Annotated in this window: 16 protein-coding genes and 1 tRNA gene; 5 read left to right on the plus strand and 12 right to left on the minus strand. The window is 59.2% G+C overall.

All coding sequences use genetic code 11. The features are described from left to right. Window positions 1–79 precede the first annotated feature (79 nt). From D8U60_RS26650 to D8U60_RS26660, 3 genes are all read right to left on the minus strand, one after another. A complete protein-coding gene (locus D8U60_RS26650) occupies window positions 80–505 on the minus strand; it encodes a YMGG-like glycine zipper-containing protein (protein WP_130901342.1) in 426 nt (141 codons plus the stop codon). 135 nt (window positions 506–640) lie between these two features. Next, window positions 641–1,012: a bacteriocin gene (locus D8U60_RS26655; RefSeq protein WP_122698971.1), complete on the minus strand. Its 372-nt coding sequence runs from the start codon at window positions 1,010–1,012 to the stop codon at window positions 641–643. 313 nt (window positions 1,013–1,325) lie between these two features. After that, window positions 1,326–1,514: a hypothetical protein gene (locus D8U60_RS26660; RefSeq protein WP_024012286.1), complete on the minus strand. Its 189-nt coding sequence runs from the start codon at window positions 1,512–1,514 to the stop codon at window positions 1,326–1,328. A 221-nt stretch (window positions 1,515–1,735) separates the two neighbouring features. On the opposite strand from D8U60_RS26660, the gene D8U60_RS26665 reads away from it, so the two are divergent. Then, complete coding sequence (locus D8U60_RS26665; RefSeq protein ID WP_130901343.1) at window positions 1,736–2,014, plus strand: hypothetical protein; 279 nt, start codon at window positions 1,736–1,738, stop codon at window positions 2,012–2,014. Between the two features lie 56 nt (window positions 2,015–2,070). Here the strand turns inward: D8U60_RS26665 and D8U60_RS26670 are convergent, their stop codons facing one another. The 4 genes from D8U60_RS26670 to D8U60_RS26685 all read right to left on the minus strand — a co-directional run bounded on the left by D8U60_RS26670 (window position 2,071) and on the right by D8U60_RS26685 (window position 4,498). Then, complete coding sequence (locus D8U60_RS26670) at window positions 2,071–2,391, minus strand: YbjQ family protein (RefSeq protein WP_016773801.1); 321 nt, start codon at window positions 2,389–2,391, stop codon at window positions 2,071–2,073. Between the two features lie 70 nt (window positions 2,392–2,461). Continuing rightward, on the minus strand, window positions 2,462–3,742 hold the full coding sequence (locus D8U60_RS26675; protein ID WP_130901344.1) for a Y-family DNA polymerase: 1,281 nt from the start codon (window positions 3,740–3,742) through the stop codon (window positions 2,462–2,464). Next, on the minus strand, window positions 3,729–4,160 hold the full coding sequence (gene umuD / locus D8U60_RS26680; RefSeq protein ID WP_130901345.1) for a translesion error-prone DNA polymerase V autoproteolytic subunit: 432 nt from the start codon (window positions 4,158–4,160) through the stop codon (window positions 3,729–3,731). The genes D8U60_RS26675 and umuD overlap by 14 nt, the downstream gene beginning before the upstream one ends. A 248-nt stretch (window positions 4,161–4,408) precedes the next feature. After that, window positions 4,409–4,498 (minus strand) — tRNA-Ser (locus tag D8U60_RS26685). Window positions 4,499–4,794: 296 nt separating this feature from the next. Here D8U60_RS26685 and D8U60_RS26690 point away from each other — a divergent pair. The 3 genes from D8U60_RS26690 (at window position 4,795) to D8U60_RS26700 (ending at window position 7,532) form a co-directional block, all read left to right on the plus strand. Beyond that, window positions 4,795–5,484: a crotonase/enoyl-CoA hydratase family protein gene (locus D8U60_RS26690; protein ID WP_076566844.1), complete on the plus strand. Its 690-nt coding sequence runs from the start codon at window positions 4,795–4,797 to the stop codon at window positions 5,482–5,484. A 221-nt stretch (window positions 5,485–5,705) separates the two neighbouring features. Further along, the gene (locus D8U60_RS26695) at window positions 5,706–6,428 is read left to right on the plus strand and encodes a 1-acylglycerol-3-phosphate O-acyltransferase (RefSeq protein ID WP_076566842.1); all 723 of its coding nucleotides are present in this window, start codon (window positions 5,706–5,708) and stop codon (window positions 6,426–6,428) included. Between the two features lie 132 nt (window positions 6,429–6,560). Continuing rightward, the gene (locus D8U60_RS26700) at window positions 6,561–7,532 is read left to right on the plus strand and encodes a magnesium and cobalt transport protein CorA (RefSeq protein ID WP_122612025.1); all 972 of its coding nucleotides are present in this window, start codon (window positions 6,561–6,563) and stop codon (window positions 7,530–7,532) included. Window positions 7,533–7,601: 69 nt separating this feature from the next. On the opposite strand, the gene D8U60_RS26705 is transcribed toward D8U60_RS26700, so the two are convergent. From D8U60_RS26705 to D8U60_RS26715, 3 genes are all read right to left on the minus strand, one after another. Further along, window positions 7,602–8,330, minus strand: coding sequence for an amidotransferase (locus D8U60_RS26705; protein WP_130901346.1), 729 nt, complete (start codon window positions 8,328–8,330; stop codon window positions 7,602–7,604). A gap of 92 nt (window positions 8,331–8,422) precedes the next feature. Further along, window positions 8,423–10,567, minus strand: a complete 2,145-nt coding sequence (locus D8U60_RS26710; RefSeq protein ID WP_130901347.1) for a 3-hydroxyacyl-CoA dehydrogenase NAD-binding domain-containing protein — start codon at window positions 10,565–10,567, stop codon at window positions 8,423–8,425. 24 nt (window positions 10,568–10,591) lie between these two features. Continuing rightward, window positions 10,592–11,797: an acetyl-CoA C-acetyltransferase gene (locus D8U60_RS26715; RefSeq protein ID WP_122880964.1), complete on the minus strand. Its 1,206-nt coding sequence runs from the start codon at window positions 11,795–11,797 to the stop codon at window positions 10,592–10,594. A 577-nt stretch (window positions 11,798–12,374) separates the two neighbouring features. On the opposite strand from D8U60_RS26715, the gene D8U60_RS26720 reads away from it, so the two are divergent. Next, complete coding sequence (locus D8U60_RS26720) at window positions 12,375–13,196, plus strand: cytochrome c (protein WP_130901370.1); 822 nt, start codon at window positions 12,375–12,377, stop codon at window positions 13,194–13,196. A 121-nt stretch (window positions 13,197–13,317) separates the two neighbouring features. Here the strand turns inward: D8U60_RS26720 and D8U60_RS26725 are convergent, their stop codons facing one another. Both D8U60_RS26725 and D8U60_RS26730 read right to left on the minus strand, forming a co-directional pair. Further along, window positions 13,318–14,121 carry a transglutaminase family protein gene (locus D8U60_RS26725; RefSeq protein WP_016773789.1) on the minus strand — a complete coding sequence of 268 codons (804 nt, stop codon included), beginning with the start codon at window positions 14,119–14,121 and terminating at the stop codon, window positions 13,318–13,320. After that, the gene (locus D8U60_RS26730; RefSeq protein WP_016773788.1) at window positions 14,118–15,068 is read right to left on the minus strand and encodes an alpha-E domain-containing protein; all 951 of its coding nucleotides are present in this window, start codon (window positions 15,066–15,068) and stop codon (window positions 14,118–14,120) included. The genes D8U60_RS26725 and D8U60_RS26730 overlap by 4 nt, the downstream gene beginning before the upstream one ends. Window positions 15,069–15,080 lie beyond the last annotated feature (12 nt).

Genomic DNA, 15,080 nt, shown 5'->3' on the forward strand with positions numbered 1-15,080 from the left:
GAACAAGTCGGGGCGTTTGCTGGAACCACCATCAGTGCGTTTTCACACAGTCTGGCCAGGCCGGGTTTTCGTTGATCATTCAGCGATGTTTATTTTTGTGTTTGTTCTTGTTCTTGTGCTTGTGGCCGCCGGAATGAGATCCGCCGTCGTCGTCGCCAAGATTGTTACCTACCGCGCCGCCTGCTGCGCCGCCTAGGCCTGCGCCAATGGCGGAGCCGGTGGAGCCGCCGAGGCTGTTGCCGACGACCGAGCCGCCTGCTGCGCCAAGACCGCCGCCAATCGCGGCTTCGGTGCGGTTGCGTTTGTTCGCGCCGACGGCACTGCCGGCCGCGCCGCCAACACCTGCGCCGACCGCTGCGCCCGTGCTGCCGCCAAGTTGTCCGCCAACCACATTACCCAGCGCACCGCCGAGACCACCGCCTACGGCAGCGGTGCCGTCTCCGGCCGCCATCGCGCCCTGCGCCACGACCAAGCCAAAAAACAGTGCAGATAATGACAATCGCATATGAACCTCGCAGTTCCCGAATCGGGACAGTCCGCCCAAGCGGGGCGTATGCAGATTGGAGATGATTTCGGACGAAACGTTCAGCCATGAAAAAGCCCGACATCGAGTCGGGCTTTTTCTGACAGGCCATCAGCCTCAGTGGCGCTTGTGACCTTTGCCCAGGTTGCTGCCGACGGCACCGCCGGCCGCGCCGCCCAGACCTGCACCGATGGTGGCGCCGTTGCGGCCGCCCAGGCTGTTGCCGATCACCGAACCACCGGCCGCACCGACACCTCCGCCGATCGCCGCTTTGGTACGGCTGCCCTTGCGTGCGGCGACTGCGCTGCCCGCTGCGCCCGCGACGCCAGCACCAATGGCGGCACCGGTGCTGCCGCCCATTTTCTGACCGACCACGTTACCCAGCGCGCCACCCAGGCCACCGCCCAGCGCCGCGGTGCCATCACCGGCAGCCATTGCACTTTGAGCAACCAGAAGGCCAAGAACCAGAGCAGGCAGTGTTAAACGCATGACGAAAACCTCAAATAAACGGGATGACGAAAAGGAGCGGGATTTAATGCGCTCGGCGCAGGAAAGTCCAGACGCGGGCGGCAGCGTCGATTGGACCGCAATCAGGGAAAAGGTTTTATGCCGGGCAAAAAAAAGCCCGCTGGGGAGACGGGCTGGAGACTTGCTTTCTAACGGATGGCTTCACACTACGTTGGCCAACGTGAAAAGTTTGTGAAAAAAAACCGACATTAATGTCAATTGCCTGCCAGAGATTTCAAACCCCTATTCTTGCGCATATAAAAAACCCCGTTCAGTGACGGGGTGCAGGATGAAATCACTTTCTGGTCCTTGCCGTGACCTTGGGCAGGAATTTCGCTTTCGGCCCTTTGGGGGCCGTGGATTTGATTTTGCCGATGCTGACCGGATCCTCGCCAAACCCCGACTGATACTCCGACTGACCGCAGCGCACACAATTGTTGAATGAAAACTCTGCGCCATCATCTTCGATAAATGGACCTGACATAGACTCTCCCCTACGCAACCGGGTCGACACCGGCAAAACAGTTTTGCCTGGAAAATATCGTCCCTCAGCGTTTTTGAGACTAGCTGGTCACTACTGGACTTGCTGTTCAGAAAGGCTGATCACCGACGAATGGAAAAAAGCGTCGCACGCGATCATTCGCTAAAGATTTCCGTCGAACGGCCGCTGCCCTTATTCCTATAAATGAATCTCAAGGAGAGATCATGCAGATCAATGGATTCCCGAACATGCCAGTCGTAAAACTCACGGACGAGCAGATCGCTGCCGGCAAGGCCGGTGCGGAAAAACTCAAGGAAAAGATCGCCTCGGGTGAAATCACCATCAAATACCCGGACAAACCGCTTCTGCAGCCGGGCGTCGTCTACCATGCCAGCGAGCCCGCACCATCGGCGCAGCCTGACGGGACACCGCCCCTCGTTGCCATCGATACACCGCTGACCTATGACGCAAGAGGCGCTGTGTTGCTCAAGCCTCAAGGCTGATAGACGCGAAAAAAGCCCATTCCTCGTGCGAGTGGGCTTTGTCTTCATAGCAATAATCAGCGCAGCTTCACCGCCGTTCCGGTGACAAACACCACGACCATGCCACCCTTGCCTGCCGGCATGCTGATCTCGAAGTCCACGCCGACCACCGCGTCAGCCTGCAATGCGCGCGCTCGATCTTTCAGTTCGTCGGTGGCCTGAATGCGTGCTTCTTTAAGAGCCCGCTCCAACGTCTGCGAGCGCCCGCCAAAGAAGTCGCGCATGCCGGCGAACATATCGCGGATCACGTTGACCCCTTGCACAGACTCGGCGCTGACAATGTCCAGATAGGCCGTGATCTGCCGCCCCTCGACGGAATGAGTGGTGGAAATGATCATGAAAGTCGTCCTTTTACTGCAAAAGTGAAGGCGGCGATTGTAGCGCGGCACCAGGCCTGGCACCCGTGCCTCAATTGGATTTAACGACCCACAGTTGATCCAGCTTCGTCGTAAAACTCGAGCTCATCATCTCCCGCCGCATGCCCCAGGCCGGATCAGCCGGCACACTCCCCGCTCGCAACGTTCCATGCCCCCAGCGTCGATTAATCTGGTCCAGCACCCCCATCACCTTCTCCGCCGTCTGCGGTTGCGACTGGGCAAACAAGTCGTCGGTAAACTCTCCGGGCTGCCGAAGATCCATCAATAACACTTCAGCCTTGCTGTACTTGAAGCCCGGCCGGAACAATCGATCAACCGCCTCGCTCGCGACCTTGCTCAGCAACCGCACATCATTGGTCGGATAAGGCAACTCGATCAGCGCGCCGTTGGCGTACTTGGCCTCATCCGGATTGAACATGCCGGTGCGGATACTCACGCGGATCTTCTTGCACAGCGAATTCTGCGCGCGCAGCTTTTCCGCCGCTCGGTGCACATAAGTCGCCACGGCTTCCTTGATCGGTTCGATGGTAGTCAAACGGTTACCAAACATGCGGCTGCTGCAAATTTCCTGCTTCGGCGGTTCTGTTTCCGACAGTTCCAGACAGGATGTGCCACCCAGTTCGCGCGCGGTCTTCTCGATCACCACGCTGAACTTGCGCCGCAGCGTCCACGGATCGGCCTTCGCCAGGTCCATCGCGCTTCTGATCTGCATGCTTTCCAGATGAGCTTTCATCCGCCGCCCGACGCCCCACACTTCACCGACATCGGTATTGCGCAGCACCCAGTCGCGTTTGGACGGATCGCAGATGTCGACCACGCCACCGGTATGCGCTTGCAGGCGTTTCGCGGTGTGGTTGGCGAGCTTGGCCAGCGTTTTCGTCGGGGCGATGCCGACGCCGACCGGGATGCCGGTGCGCTTATAAACAGCAGAGCGGATGGTGCGGCCAAACGCGGTCAGGTCCCCAGGAATGCCGCTGAGATCGGCGAACGCCTCATCGATGCTGTAAACCTCGACCGCCGGCACCATGGATTCGATGATCGTCATCACCCGTTCGCTCATGTCGCCGTACAAGGCGTAATTACTGCTGAACACCTGAATGCCGTGGCGGCGCAAATCATCGCGAATCTGGAAATACGGCGCGCCCATTTTCACAAAGGGCTTGGCGTCATAACTCCGGGCAATCACGCAGCCATCGTTATTGCTCAGCACGACAATCGGCGTCTTCGCCAGATCGGGCCGGAACACTCGCTCGCAGCTGGCATAGAAGCTGTTGCAATCGATCAGCGCGAAAACCTGCTCACGATTTGCCATGGTCGCGCACGCTGTAAGTCACCACACCCCAGATCACCAGCTCATCCCCTTCCATCACGTAGCGAGGCGGGTATTTGCTGTTGGCCGAAAGAAGGATGACGGTGTTGTCGCGCATGTGCAGGCGCTTGCAGACAGGTTCGGAGTTGAGACCGGCGATGACGATATCGCCGTGCTCGGCATTCAGGCTGCGATCGACGATCACCAGATCACCGCAAAATATCCCCGCGTCCTGCATGCTCTCGCCTTCGATCTTCGCCAGATAAACGTGCGGTGCACGAATATCAAAAACCTCGTCCAGAGAGATGTGCTTTTCAATGTGATCAGCCGCGGGCGAAGGAAAACCGGCGGGAATCCGAAACGAATACAGCGCAAGCTTTTCGCCCGCACCTGACAAAGGGCCGAGGATGGTGACGCTCATGATACGAACCTGATAGTGAATTTACTGTATGCGCATACAGTAAACTCGGGACGGTTCGGAGGGTCAATGAGGCGTGTAGGAGATTTCGACGGGTGACAGGGTTTTGTACAACTTCTTGGTAATAAAAGACTGCCAACTCACGTTTCAGAGGCTTCGAACCAGTGGTCCTTTAGCAACTTTTCCAAACGCCAAAAACCACAAACCCCCGACTTTCTCTAGGAAAATCAGGGGTTTGCGTTTACAGAATGTGGCGGTGAAGGAGAGATTCGAACTCTCGATACAGTTTCCTGTATACACACTTTCCAGGCGTGCTCCTTAAGCCACTCGGACACTTCACCGTATCTCTGCAGACATGTTCTGTCTGTCGAGGCGCGCTAATGTAGTCGAAAGCTTTTCCGATGGCAAACTTTTTTTCAGAATTTTCATGCGCTTAAGAGAGGCCGCTGCGTTCAGCCAGAGCGGGCGATGGCAAACCCGCCAATCTCGGGTAAGCCGCACGCTTCCTTTATAGCAGGCAACACGCGCGCGACGCTGGCCGAAGCGCAAAACGGTGACTGGCAGGTCAGTCACGGCGCTTTACCTGGCCTGCGGCGGTGGGTAACGTCTGCCCATCTTTCTAATAAGGAATAGCGTCATGAGCGAGTTGATTGCCTACCACCTCGAAGACGGTATCGCGACCCTGACCCTGAACAATGGCAAGGTCAACGCGATTTCTCCGGATGTGATTGCGGCGTTTAACGCGGCGCTGGATCAGGCGGTGGCGGATCGCGCCGTGGTGATCATTACCGGGCAGCCGGGGATCCTCTCGGGCGGGTATGACCTGAAGGTGATGACCGCAGGCCCCAAAGAAGCAGTTGCGCTGGTGACAGCCGGTTCGACCTTGGCCCGCCGCCTGCTCTCTCACCCGTTCCCGGTGATCGTCGCTTGCCCGGGGCACGCCGTGGCCAAGGGTGCTTTCCTGCTGTTGTCCGCCGATTACCGCATCGGTGTCGATGGCCCGTTCAGCATCGGCCTGAACGAAGTGCAGATCGGCATGACCATGCACCACGCCGGTATCGAGCTGGCGCGTGATCGCTTGCGGCGTTCGGCGTTCCATCGGTCGGTGATCAATGGCGAGATGTTCGATCCGCAAAGTGCCGTTGATGCAGGCTTCCTCGACAAAGTCGTCACTGCCGAAGAATTACAGGGCGCCGCGCTGGCTGCCGCGCGCCAGTTGAAGAAGATCAACATGCTCGCGCACAAGAACACCAAGCTGAAAGTGCGCAAGCAACTGCTGGAAACTCTTGACGACGCCATCCTGCAGGATCAGCAACATCTGGGCTGATTCGTCCAGGATCTGCCGGTAAGTGAATAGCCCGACCCTCGTGTCGGGCTTTTTCTTACGTCCCACGTCGAAGATTCGCGGAAAGCTCTAGGACGCGCCTGACAGGCAAGACTGAAACATGCGCTTAAACATCGGCCATCTCCGGACTCTATAGCGGCAATTGCCGAAAACAGTGCACATCCGTACACTGCGCCACCTTTTGTCCCGGTGGGCCTGCAAAAATGCTGTTTGTGTTTCGTATGTTGTTGATGGGCCTGCACTTTATTCTGGCCGGCGTGCTCGGCGTGATCCTTGGACTGTGCCGCCCGTTCAACCCGGACAACAGCCGACTGTGTGCCCGCCTCTACGCTTTGCCGGCGATGTGTATCTTGCGTTTACGGGTCAAGTCCGAGGTCAACGGCTTGATGAACAAGCCCGACAGTTGCGTGATCATCGCCAACCATCAGTCAAACTACGATCTGTTCGTGTTCGGCAATGTCGTCCCTCGTCGCACCGTTTGTATCGGCAAGAAGAGCCTGAAGTGGGTGCCGTTGTTCGGCCAGTTGTTCTGGCTGGCCGGCAATGTGTTGATCGACCGTGGCAATGCGCACAAGGCGCGGCAGTCGATGCTGACGACGACCCACACCTTGCAGAACGAAGACACCTCGATCTGGGTATTCCCGGAGGGCACCCGCAACCTCGGTGAAGATTTGTTGCCGTTCAAGAAAGGCGCGTTCCAGATGGCGATTGCCGCTGGCGTGCCGATCGTTCCGGTGTGCGTGAGCAGCTATATAAAGCACATGCGCCTGAATCGCTGGCGCAGTGGCAACGTTCTCATACGTTCCTTGCCGGCGATTCCTACAGTCGGATTGACCATGGACGACATGCCCATGCTGATCGAGCGATGCCGCGAGCAGATGCGCGAGTGCATCGAATCGATGGATCGGCAACTGCAAGCCGCGTGAAACCAAACCCGCCCCGTGCGGGTTTTCTTTTGCCGGGTGAACTGTAGAAGTTTCACTGACTCTCAAGCAGCGACACGGCTAAGCTGAAGCCTAGTTTCCCTGCCATCTGCCAAGAAGAAGTGAATCACCACCATGGGTCGAGTTGTTGCTGCTGCGGTGTACAGCGAGGGTAAGAAAGTCTCCAATATTTCGCTGGACGAAGGTGCTGCCTGGGCCGCCAAACCCGGCCACTTCGTCTGGATCGGTCTGGAAGAACCGGACGCACAGGAATTATCCAACCTGCAACGACAGTTCAACCTGCATGAACTGGCCATCGAAGACGCGCTGGAAAAACACAGCCGACCGAAACTGGAAACTTTTGGTGACGCTCTGTTTATCGTCACCTACTCACCGGTTCGCGAAAACGGCGTCTTGCAATTTATCGAAACGCATATCTTCGCCGGCAGGGGTTACATCATCACTGCACGAAACGGCCATTCCGCGTCGTACGCCTATGTGCGGCAGCGCTGTGAAGCGCGCCCGCTGTTGCTCGAGCACGGGGAGGATTTCGTCCTGTATGCGCTGCTCGATTTCGTCATCGAAAATTATCAGCCGGTGGGCGAAGCGATCCACGCCGAGATTGATGAGCTGGAGCGCAACGTCTTGTGTAGCGCCCTCAACGAGCGTGACATTCAGAAGCTGCACGGTCTGCGCCGTGACGTGGTGCGCTTGCGTCGATATGCGGCGCCGATGGTGGAAATCGGCGAAGAGCTGCAAAAGCTCAGTTTCCCGTTCATCGACAAGAACATGCGTCCGTACTTCCGCGATGTGCAGATTCACGTGACGCGGCAAATGGAGGACCTGAGCACGCTGGCGGACATTGCCAGCCAGACCATCGAGATTGGCGTGTTGCTCGAGGCATCACGGCAGAGCGTGGTGCAGCGCAAGTTTGCAGCGTGGGCGGCGATTCTGGCGTTCCCGACAGCGGTGGCGGGAATTTACGGGATGAACTTCCAGAACATGCCGGAATTGACCTGGCATTACGGTTATTTTGCGGTGCTGGGGTTTATTGCGGTGGGGTGTGTGAGTTTGTGGGCGAGTTTCAAGCGGTCGGGGTGGCTGTAGCCGGGACCGCGTTGCCCCGGATATTCGCGAGCAGGCTCGCTCCCACAGGGATTGTGGGAGCAGGCCCTTTCAGCGTTGAGCCGTTTCTGGTTTGTGCGCCACGAAGCGCATCATCCACTCTGCAACGGTAGCGCCATGATGCTCCTGCTCAAGGCTCGCGACACCCTTGCTGTAAATCTGCGAACCCAGCGCTTCCTGGCGCAGATCGAGCAGCGCGCGCGAATAATCGTGAATGAATTCCGGATGGCCCTGGAAGCACAGCACTTGATCGTTGATGTGATAAGCCGCGAACGGGCAAAAATCGCTGGAGGCGATCACAGTCGCGTTTTCCGGTAGTTCGGTGACCTGGTCCTGGTGGCTGATCAGCAGTGTCAGCTCTTCGCGCACCGGGCTCATCCACGGTGCCTTGGCTGCCAGCTTGTAATTGTGGGTACCGACGCCCCAACCCTGGGAGGCCCGCTCGCTCTTGCCGCCGAGCAGCAACGCCAGCAATTGGTGGCCGAAGCACACGCCGAGCAGTTTGTCGCCGCGTTCGTAGCGATCCAAAAGGTAGGTCTTGAGGGTCTGGATCCACGGATCCGTGCCGAACGAATCGGCCTTGCTGCCAGTGACCAGGTACGCATCGAAAGTCTCATCGTCACTTGGATACTCACCCTTCACCACGTTATAGACAGTGAACTCAGCGGCAATCGGTTGCTGCGAGAACAGGCGCTGGAACATCTGCCCATAGCCCTGATATTGGTCAATCAATTCGGGCCGCAGGATGTCGGTTTCGAGAATGCAGATGCGCAGCGACATGAAAAATACCTGACACGTGATGGGAATAATGAACACCCCAGAGCCTGCCTTGAAACACGTGGCCAAGGCAAGCCCCGAAATGCTCGCTGGCCTTAGAACATTTCACCTTTCGCCGCTTTGGCCAGCAGCAGCGCTGGCGGGGTAAAGCGCTCGCCGTATTGCTCGGCCAGATACTGCGCGCGGGCGATGAAGTCCTTCAGGCCATACTGGTTGATGAACTGCAGCGCCCCGCCGGTCCATGCGGCGAAACCGATGCCGAAGATCGAGCCGACGTTGGCATCCGCCGTCGAGGTCAGCACGCCCTCCTCCACACAGCGCACGGTTTCGATGGCCTGCACAAACAACAGCCGATCACGCACATCCTTCGCAGAGATCTGTCCGTCGGCCTTCTCGAAGCGCGTTTTCAGCTCCGGCCATAAATGCTTCTGGGCACCGGCTGGATACTCATAAAAACCGCCTCCGGCAGCTTTGCCCGGTCGCTTGAATTCATTGAGCATCAAGTCAATCACGGCAAAGGCCGGGTGCTCAATCAGCGGTTTCCCTTCAGCTTGTAGGTCCTTGGCCGTCTGTTGACGGATATGGCTCATCAGGCTGAGGGAAACTTCGTCGGAGATTGCCAGAGGCCCGACCGGCATCCCGGCCTTGCGCGCTTCGGTCTCTATCATCGGCGCACTGACACCCTCGCCGAGCATGGCGATGCCCTCGTTGGTGAACGTGCCGAACACCCGCGAGGTAAAGAAGCCGCGACTGTCGTTAACCACGATCGGAGTTTTCTTGATTTGCAGAACGAAATCGAAACCGCGAGCGAGAGTTTCGTCGCTGGTCTGCGCGCCCTTGATGATTTCCACCAGCGGCATTTTTTCCACCGGACTGAAGAAATGCAGGCCGATGAATTTGCTTTGATCGGGCACTGCCGTCGCCAGACCGGTGATCGGCAGCGTCGACGTATTGGAAGCAATGACCGCTTCGCCGCCCACGACCTGTTGCGCGGCGGCGGACACCCTGGCTTTGAGCTGGCGATCCTCGAACACCGCTTCGATGATCAGATCGCAACCGGCCAGATCGGCATCACTTTCGCTCGCAACGATTCGCGCCAGCACCGCTTCGCGCTGTTCGGCAGTCATTTGGCCACGGGCAACTTTCTTGTCCAGCAGCGCTGCGGAATGCGCTTTGCCCTTCTCGGCAGCGGCGAGGTTGATGTCCTTGAGGACGACGTCGATACCGGCCGAGGCGCTGACGAACGCGATGCCTGCGCCCATCATTCCGGCGCCGAGCACACCGACTTTGCGGGTTTTATAGGGCGCAAAACCTTGCGGCCTGGAACCGCCGGCGTTGATCTCGTTCAACTGGAACCAGAACGTACCGATCAGGTTTTTCGAAATCTGCCCGGTCGTCAGCTCGGTGAAGTAACGGGTTTCGATCAGGTGCGCCGTGTCGAAATCGACCTGAGCGCCCTCCACCGCCGCGCATAGAATCTTCTCCGGCGCCGGCAGGGTGCCGTGGGTTTTCGCGCGCAGGATCGACGGCGCAATCGCCAGCATCTGCGCCACTTTCGGGTTCGATGGCGTGCCGCCAGGAATCTGGTAACCCTTGACGTCCCAGCGCTGCACTGGCGCCGGATTGTCGAGAATCCAGGCGCGCGCCTTGGCCAACAGCTCATCGCGATCCGCTGCCAGGTCATCAATCAGCCCGGCCTGCAACGCCTGTTGCGGGCGCACCTTCTTGCCTTCAAGCAAGTACGGCAGGGCTTTTTCGATGCCGAGCATGCGCACCATGCGCACCACCCCGCCGCCGCCCGGCAAAAGGCCCAGGGTCACTTCCGGAAGTCCGAGTTGCACCGAGGCGTCATTGACAGCAATGCGGTGGTGACAGGCCAGACAGATCTCCCAGCCGCCGCCCAGCGCAGCACCGTTGATCGCCGCGACCACCGGTTTACCGAGGGTTTCCAGGCTGCGCAATTGCGCCTTGAGGGTCAAGACCATGTCGTAGAAGGCTTTGGCTTCGGGCTTGCCGACCTTGATCAGTTCATTGAGGTCGCCGCCGGCAAAAAAGGTTTTCTTCGCCGAGGTGATGATCACTCCGGCAATGCTGTCTTTCTCGGCCAGCAAGCGGGCAACGCAAGCGGCCATGGCTTCGCGGTAGACGGCGTTCATGGTGTTGGCGCTCTGGCCCGGCATGTCCATGGTCAGCACGACGATAGCGTCCTGGCCTTTTTCGTAACGAATGGCTTCGCTCATAACAGGGTTCCTTGAAGTCGGGGCTCAGAGGCGTTCGATGATGGTGGCAATGCCCATGCCGCCGCCGACACACAGCGTCGCCAGGCCGTAGCGCAAGTTGCGCGCTTCCAGTTCATCAAGCAGGGTGCCGAGGATCGCGCAACCGGTGGCGCCCAGCGGGTGGCCCATGGCGATCGAGCCGCCGTTGACGTTGACCTTGCCCGGGTCGACGGCCATGTCCTTGATGAATTTCAACACCACCGAAGCAAACGCTTCGTTGACCTCGAACAGATCGATGTCCTCCACCCGCAGTCCGGCCTTGGCCAAGGCTTTACGGGTCGCCGGCGCTGGGCCGGTGAGCATGATGGTCGGATCTGTGCTGGTGACGGCCGTGGCGACGATACGCGCGCGTGGCTGCAGCCCCAGCGCGCGGCCCTTGGCTTCGGAGCCGATGAGCATCAGCGCCGCACCGTCGACAATCCCGGAACTGTTGCCCGGCGTGTGCACGTGGTTGATCCGCTCGACATGGCTGTAGACCCGCAACGCCGTGGCGTCGAAGCCCATTTGCCCGATCATTTCGAAACTCGGCTTGAGCTTGCCCAGGCCCTCGAGGGTAGACTCGGCGCGGATGAACTCATCGTGGTCAAGCAGGATGATGCCGTTCTGATCCTGCACCGGCACCAGCGACTTGTTAAACGAGCCGTCGGACCGTGCTCGCGCGGCTTTTTGCTGGGAGTGCAGTGCGTAGGCATCGACATCCTGCCGGCTGAAGCCTTCGAGGGTGGCGATCAGATCGGCGCCGACGCCTTGCGGGGTGAAATGGCTGTGCAGGTTGGTCTGCGGGTCCAGCGCCCAGGCGCCGCCATCGCTGCCCATTGGCACCCTCGACATCGACTCGACGCCGCCGACCACCACCAGATCCTCGAAGCCGGAGCGCACTTTCATCGCGCCAAGATTCACCGCTTCCAGACCCGAAGCGCAGAAACGGTTGATCTGCACACCGGCGACGCTGACGTCCCAGTCGGCCACTTGCACCGCCGTCTTGGCGATGTCCGAACCTTGATCGCCAATCGGCGTGACGCAGCCGAGGACGACATCATCGACCTGACTGGTGTCCAGCGCGGTGCGCGCCTGCAAGGCGCTCAGCAGACCCGCCACCAGGTTGACCGGCTTCACGCTGTGCAGCGCGCCATCGGCCTTGCCTTTGCCACGCGGGGTGCGCAACGCATCGAAAATCAAAGCTTCAGTCATGACGTCCTCGAACCTGATTTATTGTCACTTCACTTTCGCCCTGTGCCGGCTGGCAAGCAATGACCACATTGCTCAAAGCGCTTGACGCACACGCTCAGACGGACGGTCATCCGTCATCAGGTGAACCGGTTCAGGTCACCGAGTTGTCTAGCCAGCGGGCGGCAAAGAAGCTGGCAATACGCCTCATGCCGTTTTAAGAGCTTTTGCAAAGAACTCCATATGAAATGGATCTAAGCGAAGGCAGACGCGGGCTCTAAGGTGAAGATGTACGCCATCGTCGTCGGGTTTTGCCGAGACGGGCGTCCTTCAACAGGAAGTGCACCGCGTGCCGTCAGGGATATGCACTCAGGCATGCATCAGGAAATAACAATAAAGGCGGTCAAGCCATGTTCAAACAACCGAAAGTACGTCAAGCAGGACTCATTCTTTTCGCCACGACGCTGTTGTTGATCTTGCCGAATCTGACCAAGGTCATCGGCTGATTCAAACGTCGCGTGCTGTATATCGCCACTGAAAATGTGACTGGCCCGCTACCCGGGCCAGCGCGGTTGTGCCAACCTTTGCGCACTACCACGACATGGACGGCGATCATTTGAAAACGCTCATTGCGCTCGGTGCCTTGCTACTGAGCTTGCCCTTGGCTGCCGCACAACTGGATCTGCAGTTGGGCGCAAACAGCCGCACCTGGCAGACCGAAGAGCTGCTCAAGCATCCTCAGCTGCAAACTCTCACGATCAACAATGATGTTTCCTACAAGAAGGACATGACCTATCAGGCCGTGCCGCTGGCCGCATTGCTGAAGGGGGTCAAGCCGGAGGATCACTTGCAAGCGGTGGCGCTGGATGGCTTTGCCGCAGAGTTGGCCGCCGCGCCCTTGCTGAACAAGGACGGCGCACGCGCATGGCTGGCAATCGAGGACCCGGCGCGGCCGTGGCCACCGCTGTCTGCCGACAAGCACAGCGCCGGGCCGTTCTATCTGGTCTGGACCGATCCGCAGGCCGGCAATATCAGCCCCGAACAGTGGCCGTTCGAAGTCGCCAGCATCAAGCTGATGGCTCCGGTGGCCCAACGCTTTCCTGCCCTGCTGCCCGATCCTGCCTTGAAGGCCGATGATCCGGTGAACAAGGGTTTTGCCCTGTTTCAGAAAAACTGCCTGGCCTGTCACCGGTTGAATGGTGCCGGAGACGCGCAGTTCGGTCCGGATCTGAATATTCCGTATAGCCCGACCGAGTATTTCGGGGCGGATTTCTTGAAGCGCTACATCCGCGATCCGCAGAGTTTGCGTCAGTGGCCGCAGGCGAAGATGCCCGGGTTTTCCGCGCAGCTGTTGCCGGATGGAGACCTGGAAATGCTGGTGGGCTATCTCAAGCACATGGCCGGGCGCAAAGTTAAGCCGTAAGCCTTAGGGTGTTATTACTGGCCTCTTCGCTGGCAAGCCAGCTCCCACAGGGTATGCGCAGAGTTCGAATCACCGGTCATCCTGTGGGAGCTGGCTTGCCAGCGATAGCGGTATCCCGAATCTATTGTTGCTGTACGGAAATAACCGGCGTCGGCGAGACGAACACCTTCGCATGCATCTGCTCACAGCCGCCGCCCCGGCGCATGCCGCGGACCGGGCAGGCGTCGAGATAATCCAGACCCACCGCCAGCTTCAGGTGTCGCTCCGGGCGCGCCAGTTGGTTGGTCACGTCGAAGCTGTACCACGCGTCATCCAGCCAAGCTTCTGCCCAGGCATGACTGGCCAGATGCTCGCAATCTTCGCTGTACAGATAACCCGACACGTAACGCGACGGCACCCCGAGGCTGCGGGCGCAGGCGAGAAACGCATGGGTATGATCCTGACAAACCCCGGCGCGACCGGCGAAAGCTTCGGCGGCGCTGGTGTCGACTTCGGTTGAGCCCGGCGTGTAGGTCATGTGCTGATTCAAACCATGCATCAAGTCGATCAGCGCGGTGCGATCACGCCGTTGCTTGCAGTTCTTCGCGGCAAATTCGCGCAAGGCTTCATCGGCTTCGGTCAGGCGCGTGAAGCGCAGGAACGGCAGCGCCGACTGGCTTTCATGTTCGGCCTCGCGCAATTCGTCAATATCGACCTGACCACGGGCGCCGATGATGATCGCTTCGTGCGGCTCGTCCATGGTCAGCACGTGCAGGATGTTGCCGAACGGATCGAGCTGCGCACGCACCGGACGCGGCAAGTCGAGTTGCCAACTGAGGACATGCTGGCGCTCGCTGTCGTGGGGCGTCAGGCGCAGGTACTGGATGCTCGCGCGCACCTGATCTTCGTAGTGATAGGTGGTCTCGTGGCTTATCGAAAGTCTCATGCAGCCTCCAGATAGGAACTGTGAATGGCGTTGCCCAACTGGCGCACCAGCGGGATGAATTCGGTCAGCCAGGCGTGCAGGCCTTCTTCGAGGATTTCGTTGATGCCGGTGTAACGCAGGCGCGCATCCATTTCCGCCGCCAGGCGTTGTGCCGGGCGGCCGTTGGCGCCGGGCAGCTGGGCCAGGATCTGGTCAATCTCTTCGGTACAGGCACGCAGCGAACGCGGCACATCGGCGCGCAACAGCAGCAATTCGGCGACATGCCGGGCGCCGGGCGCGTCGCGGTAGATTTCGGTGTAGGCCTCAAATGACGACAAGGCGCGCAACAGCGCACTCCACTGGTAATAGGCGTGCGCGGTGCCATCGCTGACCGCTTCGGCCTGATCGCCGGCCATTTCGTAACGGGCATCGAGCAGGCGCAGCGTGTTGTCGGCGCGCTCGATAAAGGTGCCCAGACGAATAAAGCGAAACGCGTCGTTGCGCATGATTGTGCCGTATGAGGCGCCACGAAACAGGTGCGAACGCTCCTTGATCCATTCACAGAAACGACTCATGCCATAGCGGCTCAGGCCCTGCTCGGCGATGCCACGAATTTCCAGCCAGGTCGCGTTGATGTTTTCCCACATGTCCGCAGTGATTCGCCCGCGCACGGCATGGGCACTGGCCCGCGCTGCACCAAGGCAGCTGTAGATACTGGCCGGGTTGGCCGCATCCAGTGCGAAGAAATGCAGCAGGCGCTCTGCGTGGAGGTCGCCGTGGCGTTCAAGGTAATCGTCCAGGGTGCCGGTGATCAGCAACGGCATGGCGAGTTCATGCAGACCATCGCCGCGCCCGTCCTGCGGCATCAGCGACAGCGAATAACTGATGTCGAGCATGCGCGCGAGATTCTCCGCACGCTCCAGGTAACGCGACATCCAGTACAGATCCGAGGCAGTTCTACTTAACATGGCAAGCTTCCT

This window comes from Pseudomonas sp. Sample_11, from assembly GCF_004307505.1.
GTDB lineage: Bacteria > Pseudomonadota > Gammaproteobacteria > Pseudomonadales > Pseudomonadaceae > Aquipseudomonas > Aquipseudomonas atacamensis.

What these genes read in the sequence shown, in the direction of transcription:
- D8U60_RS26650 (WP_130901342.1), bottom strand. Translation starts at nt 505, where the DNA reads ATGCGATTGTCATTATCTGCACTGTTTTTTGGCTTGGTCGTGGCGCAG.
- D8U60_RS26655 (WP_122698971.1), bottom strand. Translation starts at nt 1,012, where the DNA reads ATGCGTTTAACACTGCCTGCTCTGGTTCTTGGCCTTCTGGTTGCTCAA.
- D8U60_RS26660 (WP_024012286.1), bottom strand. Translation starts at nt 1,514, where the DNA reads ATGTCAGGTCCATTTATCGAAGATGATGGCGCAGAGTTTTCATTCAAC.
- D8U60_RS26665 (WP_130901343.1), top strand. Translation starts at nt 1,736, where the DNA reads ATGCAGATCAATGGATTCCCGAACATGCCAGTCGTAAAACTCACGGAC.
- D8U60_RS26670 (WP_016773801.1), bottom strand. Translation starts at nt 2,391, where the DNA reads ATGATCATTTCCACCACTCATTCCGTCGAGGGGCGGCAGATCACGGCC.
- D8U60_RS26675 (WP_130901344.1), bottom strand. Translation starts at nt 3,742, where the DNA reads ATGGCAAATCGTGAGCAGGTTTTCGCGCTGATCGATTGCAACAGCTTC.
- umuD (WP_130901345.1), bottom strand. Translation starts at nt 4,160, where the DNA reads ATGAGCGTCACCATCCTCGGCCCTTTGTCAGGTGCGGGCGAAAAGCTT.
- D8U60_RS26690 (WP_076566844.1), top strand. Translation starts at nt 4,795, where the DNA reads ATGAGCGAGTTGATTGCCTACCACCTCGAAGACGGTATCGCGACCCTG.
- D8U60_RS26695 (WP_076566842.1), top strand. Translation starts at nt 5,706, where the DNA reads ATGCTGTTTGTGTTTCGTATGTTGTTGATGGGCCTGCACTTTATTCTG.
- D8U60_RS26700 (WP_122612025.1), top strand. Translation starts at nt 6,561, where the DNA reads ATGGGTCGAGTTGTTGCTGCTGCGGTGTACAGCGAGGGTAAGAAAGTC.
- D8U60_RS26705 (WP_130901346.1), bottom strand. Translation starts at nt 8,330, where the DNA reads ATGTCGCTGCGCATCTGCATTCTCGAAACCGACATCCTGCGGCCCGAA.
- D8U60_RS26710 (WP_130901347.1), bottom strand. Translation starts at nt 10,567, where the DNA reads ATGAGCGAAGCCATTCGTTACGAAAAAGGCCAGGACGCTATCGTCGTG.
- D8U60_RS26715 (WP_122880964.1), bottom strand. Translation starts at nt 11,797, where the DNA reads ATGACTGAAGCTTTGATTTTCGATGCGTTGCGCACCCCGCGTGGCAAA.
- D8U60_RS26720 (WP_130901370.1), top strand. Translation starts at nt 12,375, where the DNA reads ATGGACGGCGATCATTTGAAAACGCTCATTGCGCTCGGTGCCTTGCTA.
- D8U60_RS26725 (WP_016773789.1), bottom strand. Translation starts at nt 14,121, where the DNA reads ATGAGACTTTCGATAAGCCACGAGACCACCTATCACTACGAAGATCAG.
- D8U60_RS26730 (WP_016773788.1), bottom strand. Translation starts at nt 15,068, where the DNA reads ATGTTAAGTAGAACTGCCTCGGATCTGTACTGGATGTCGCGTTACCTG.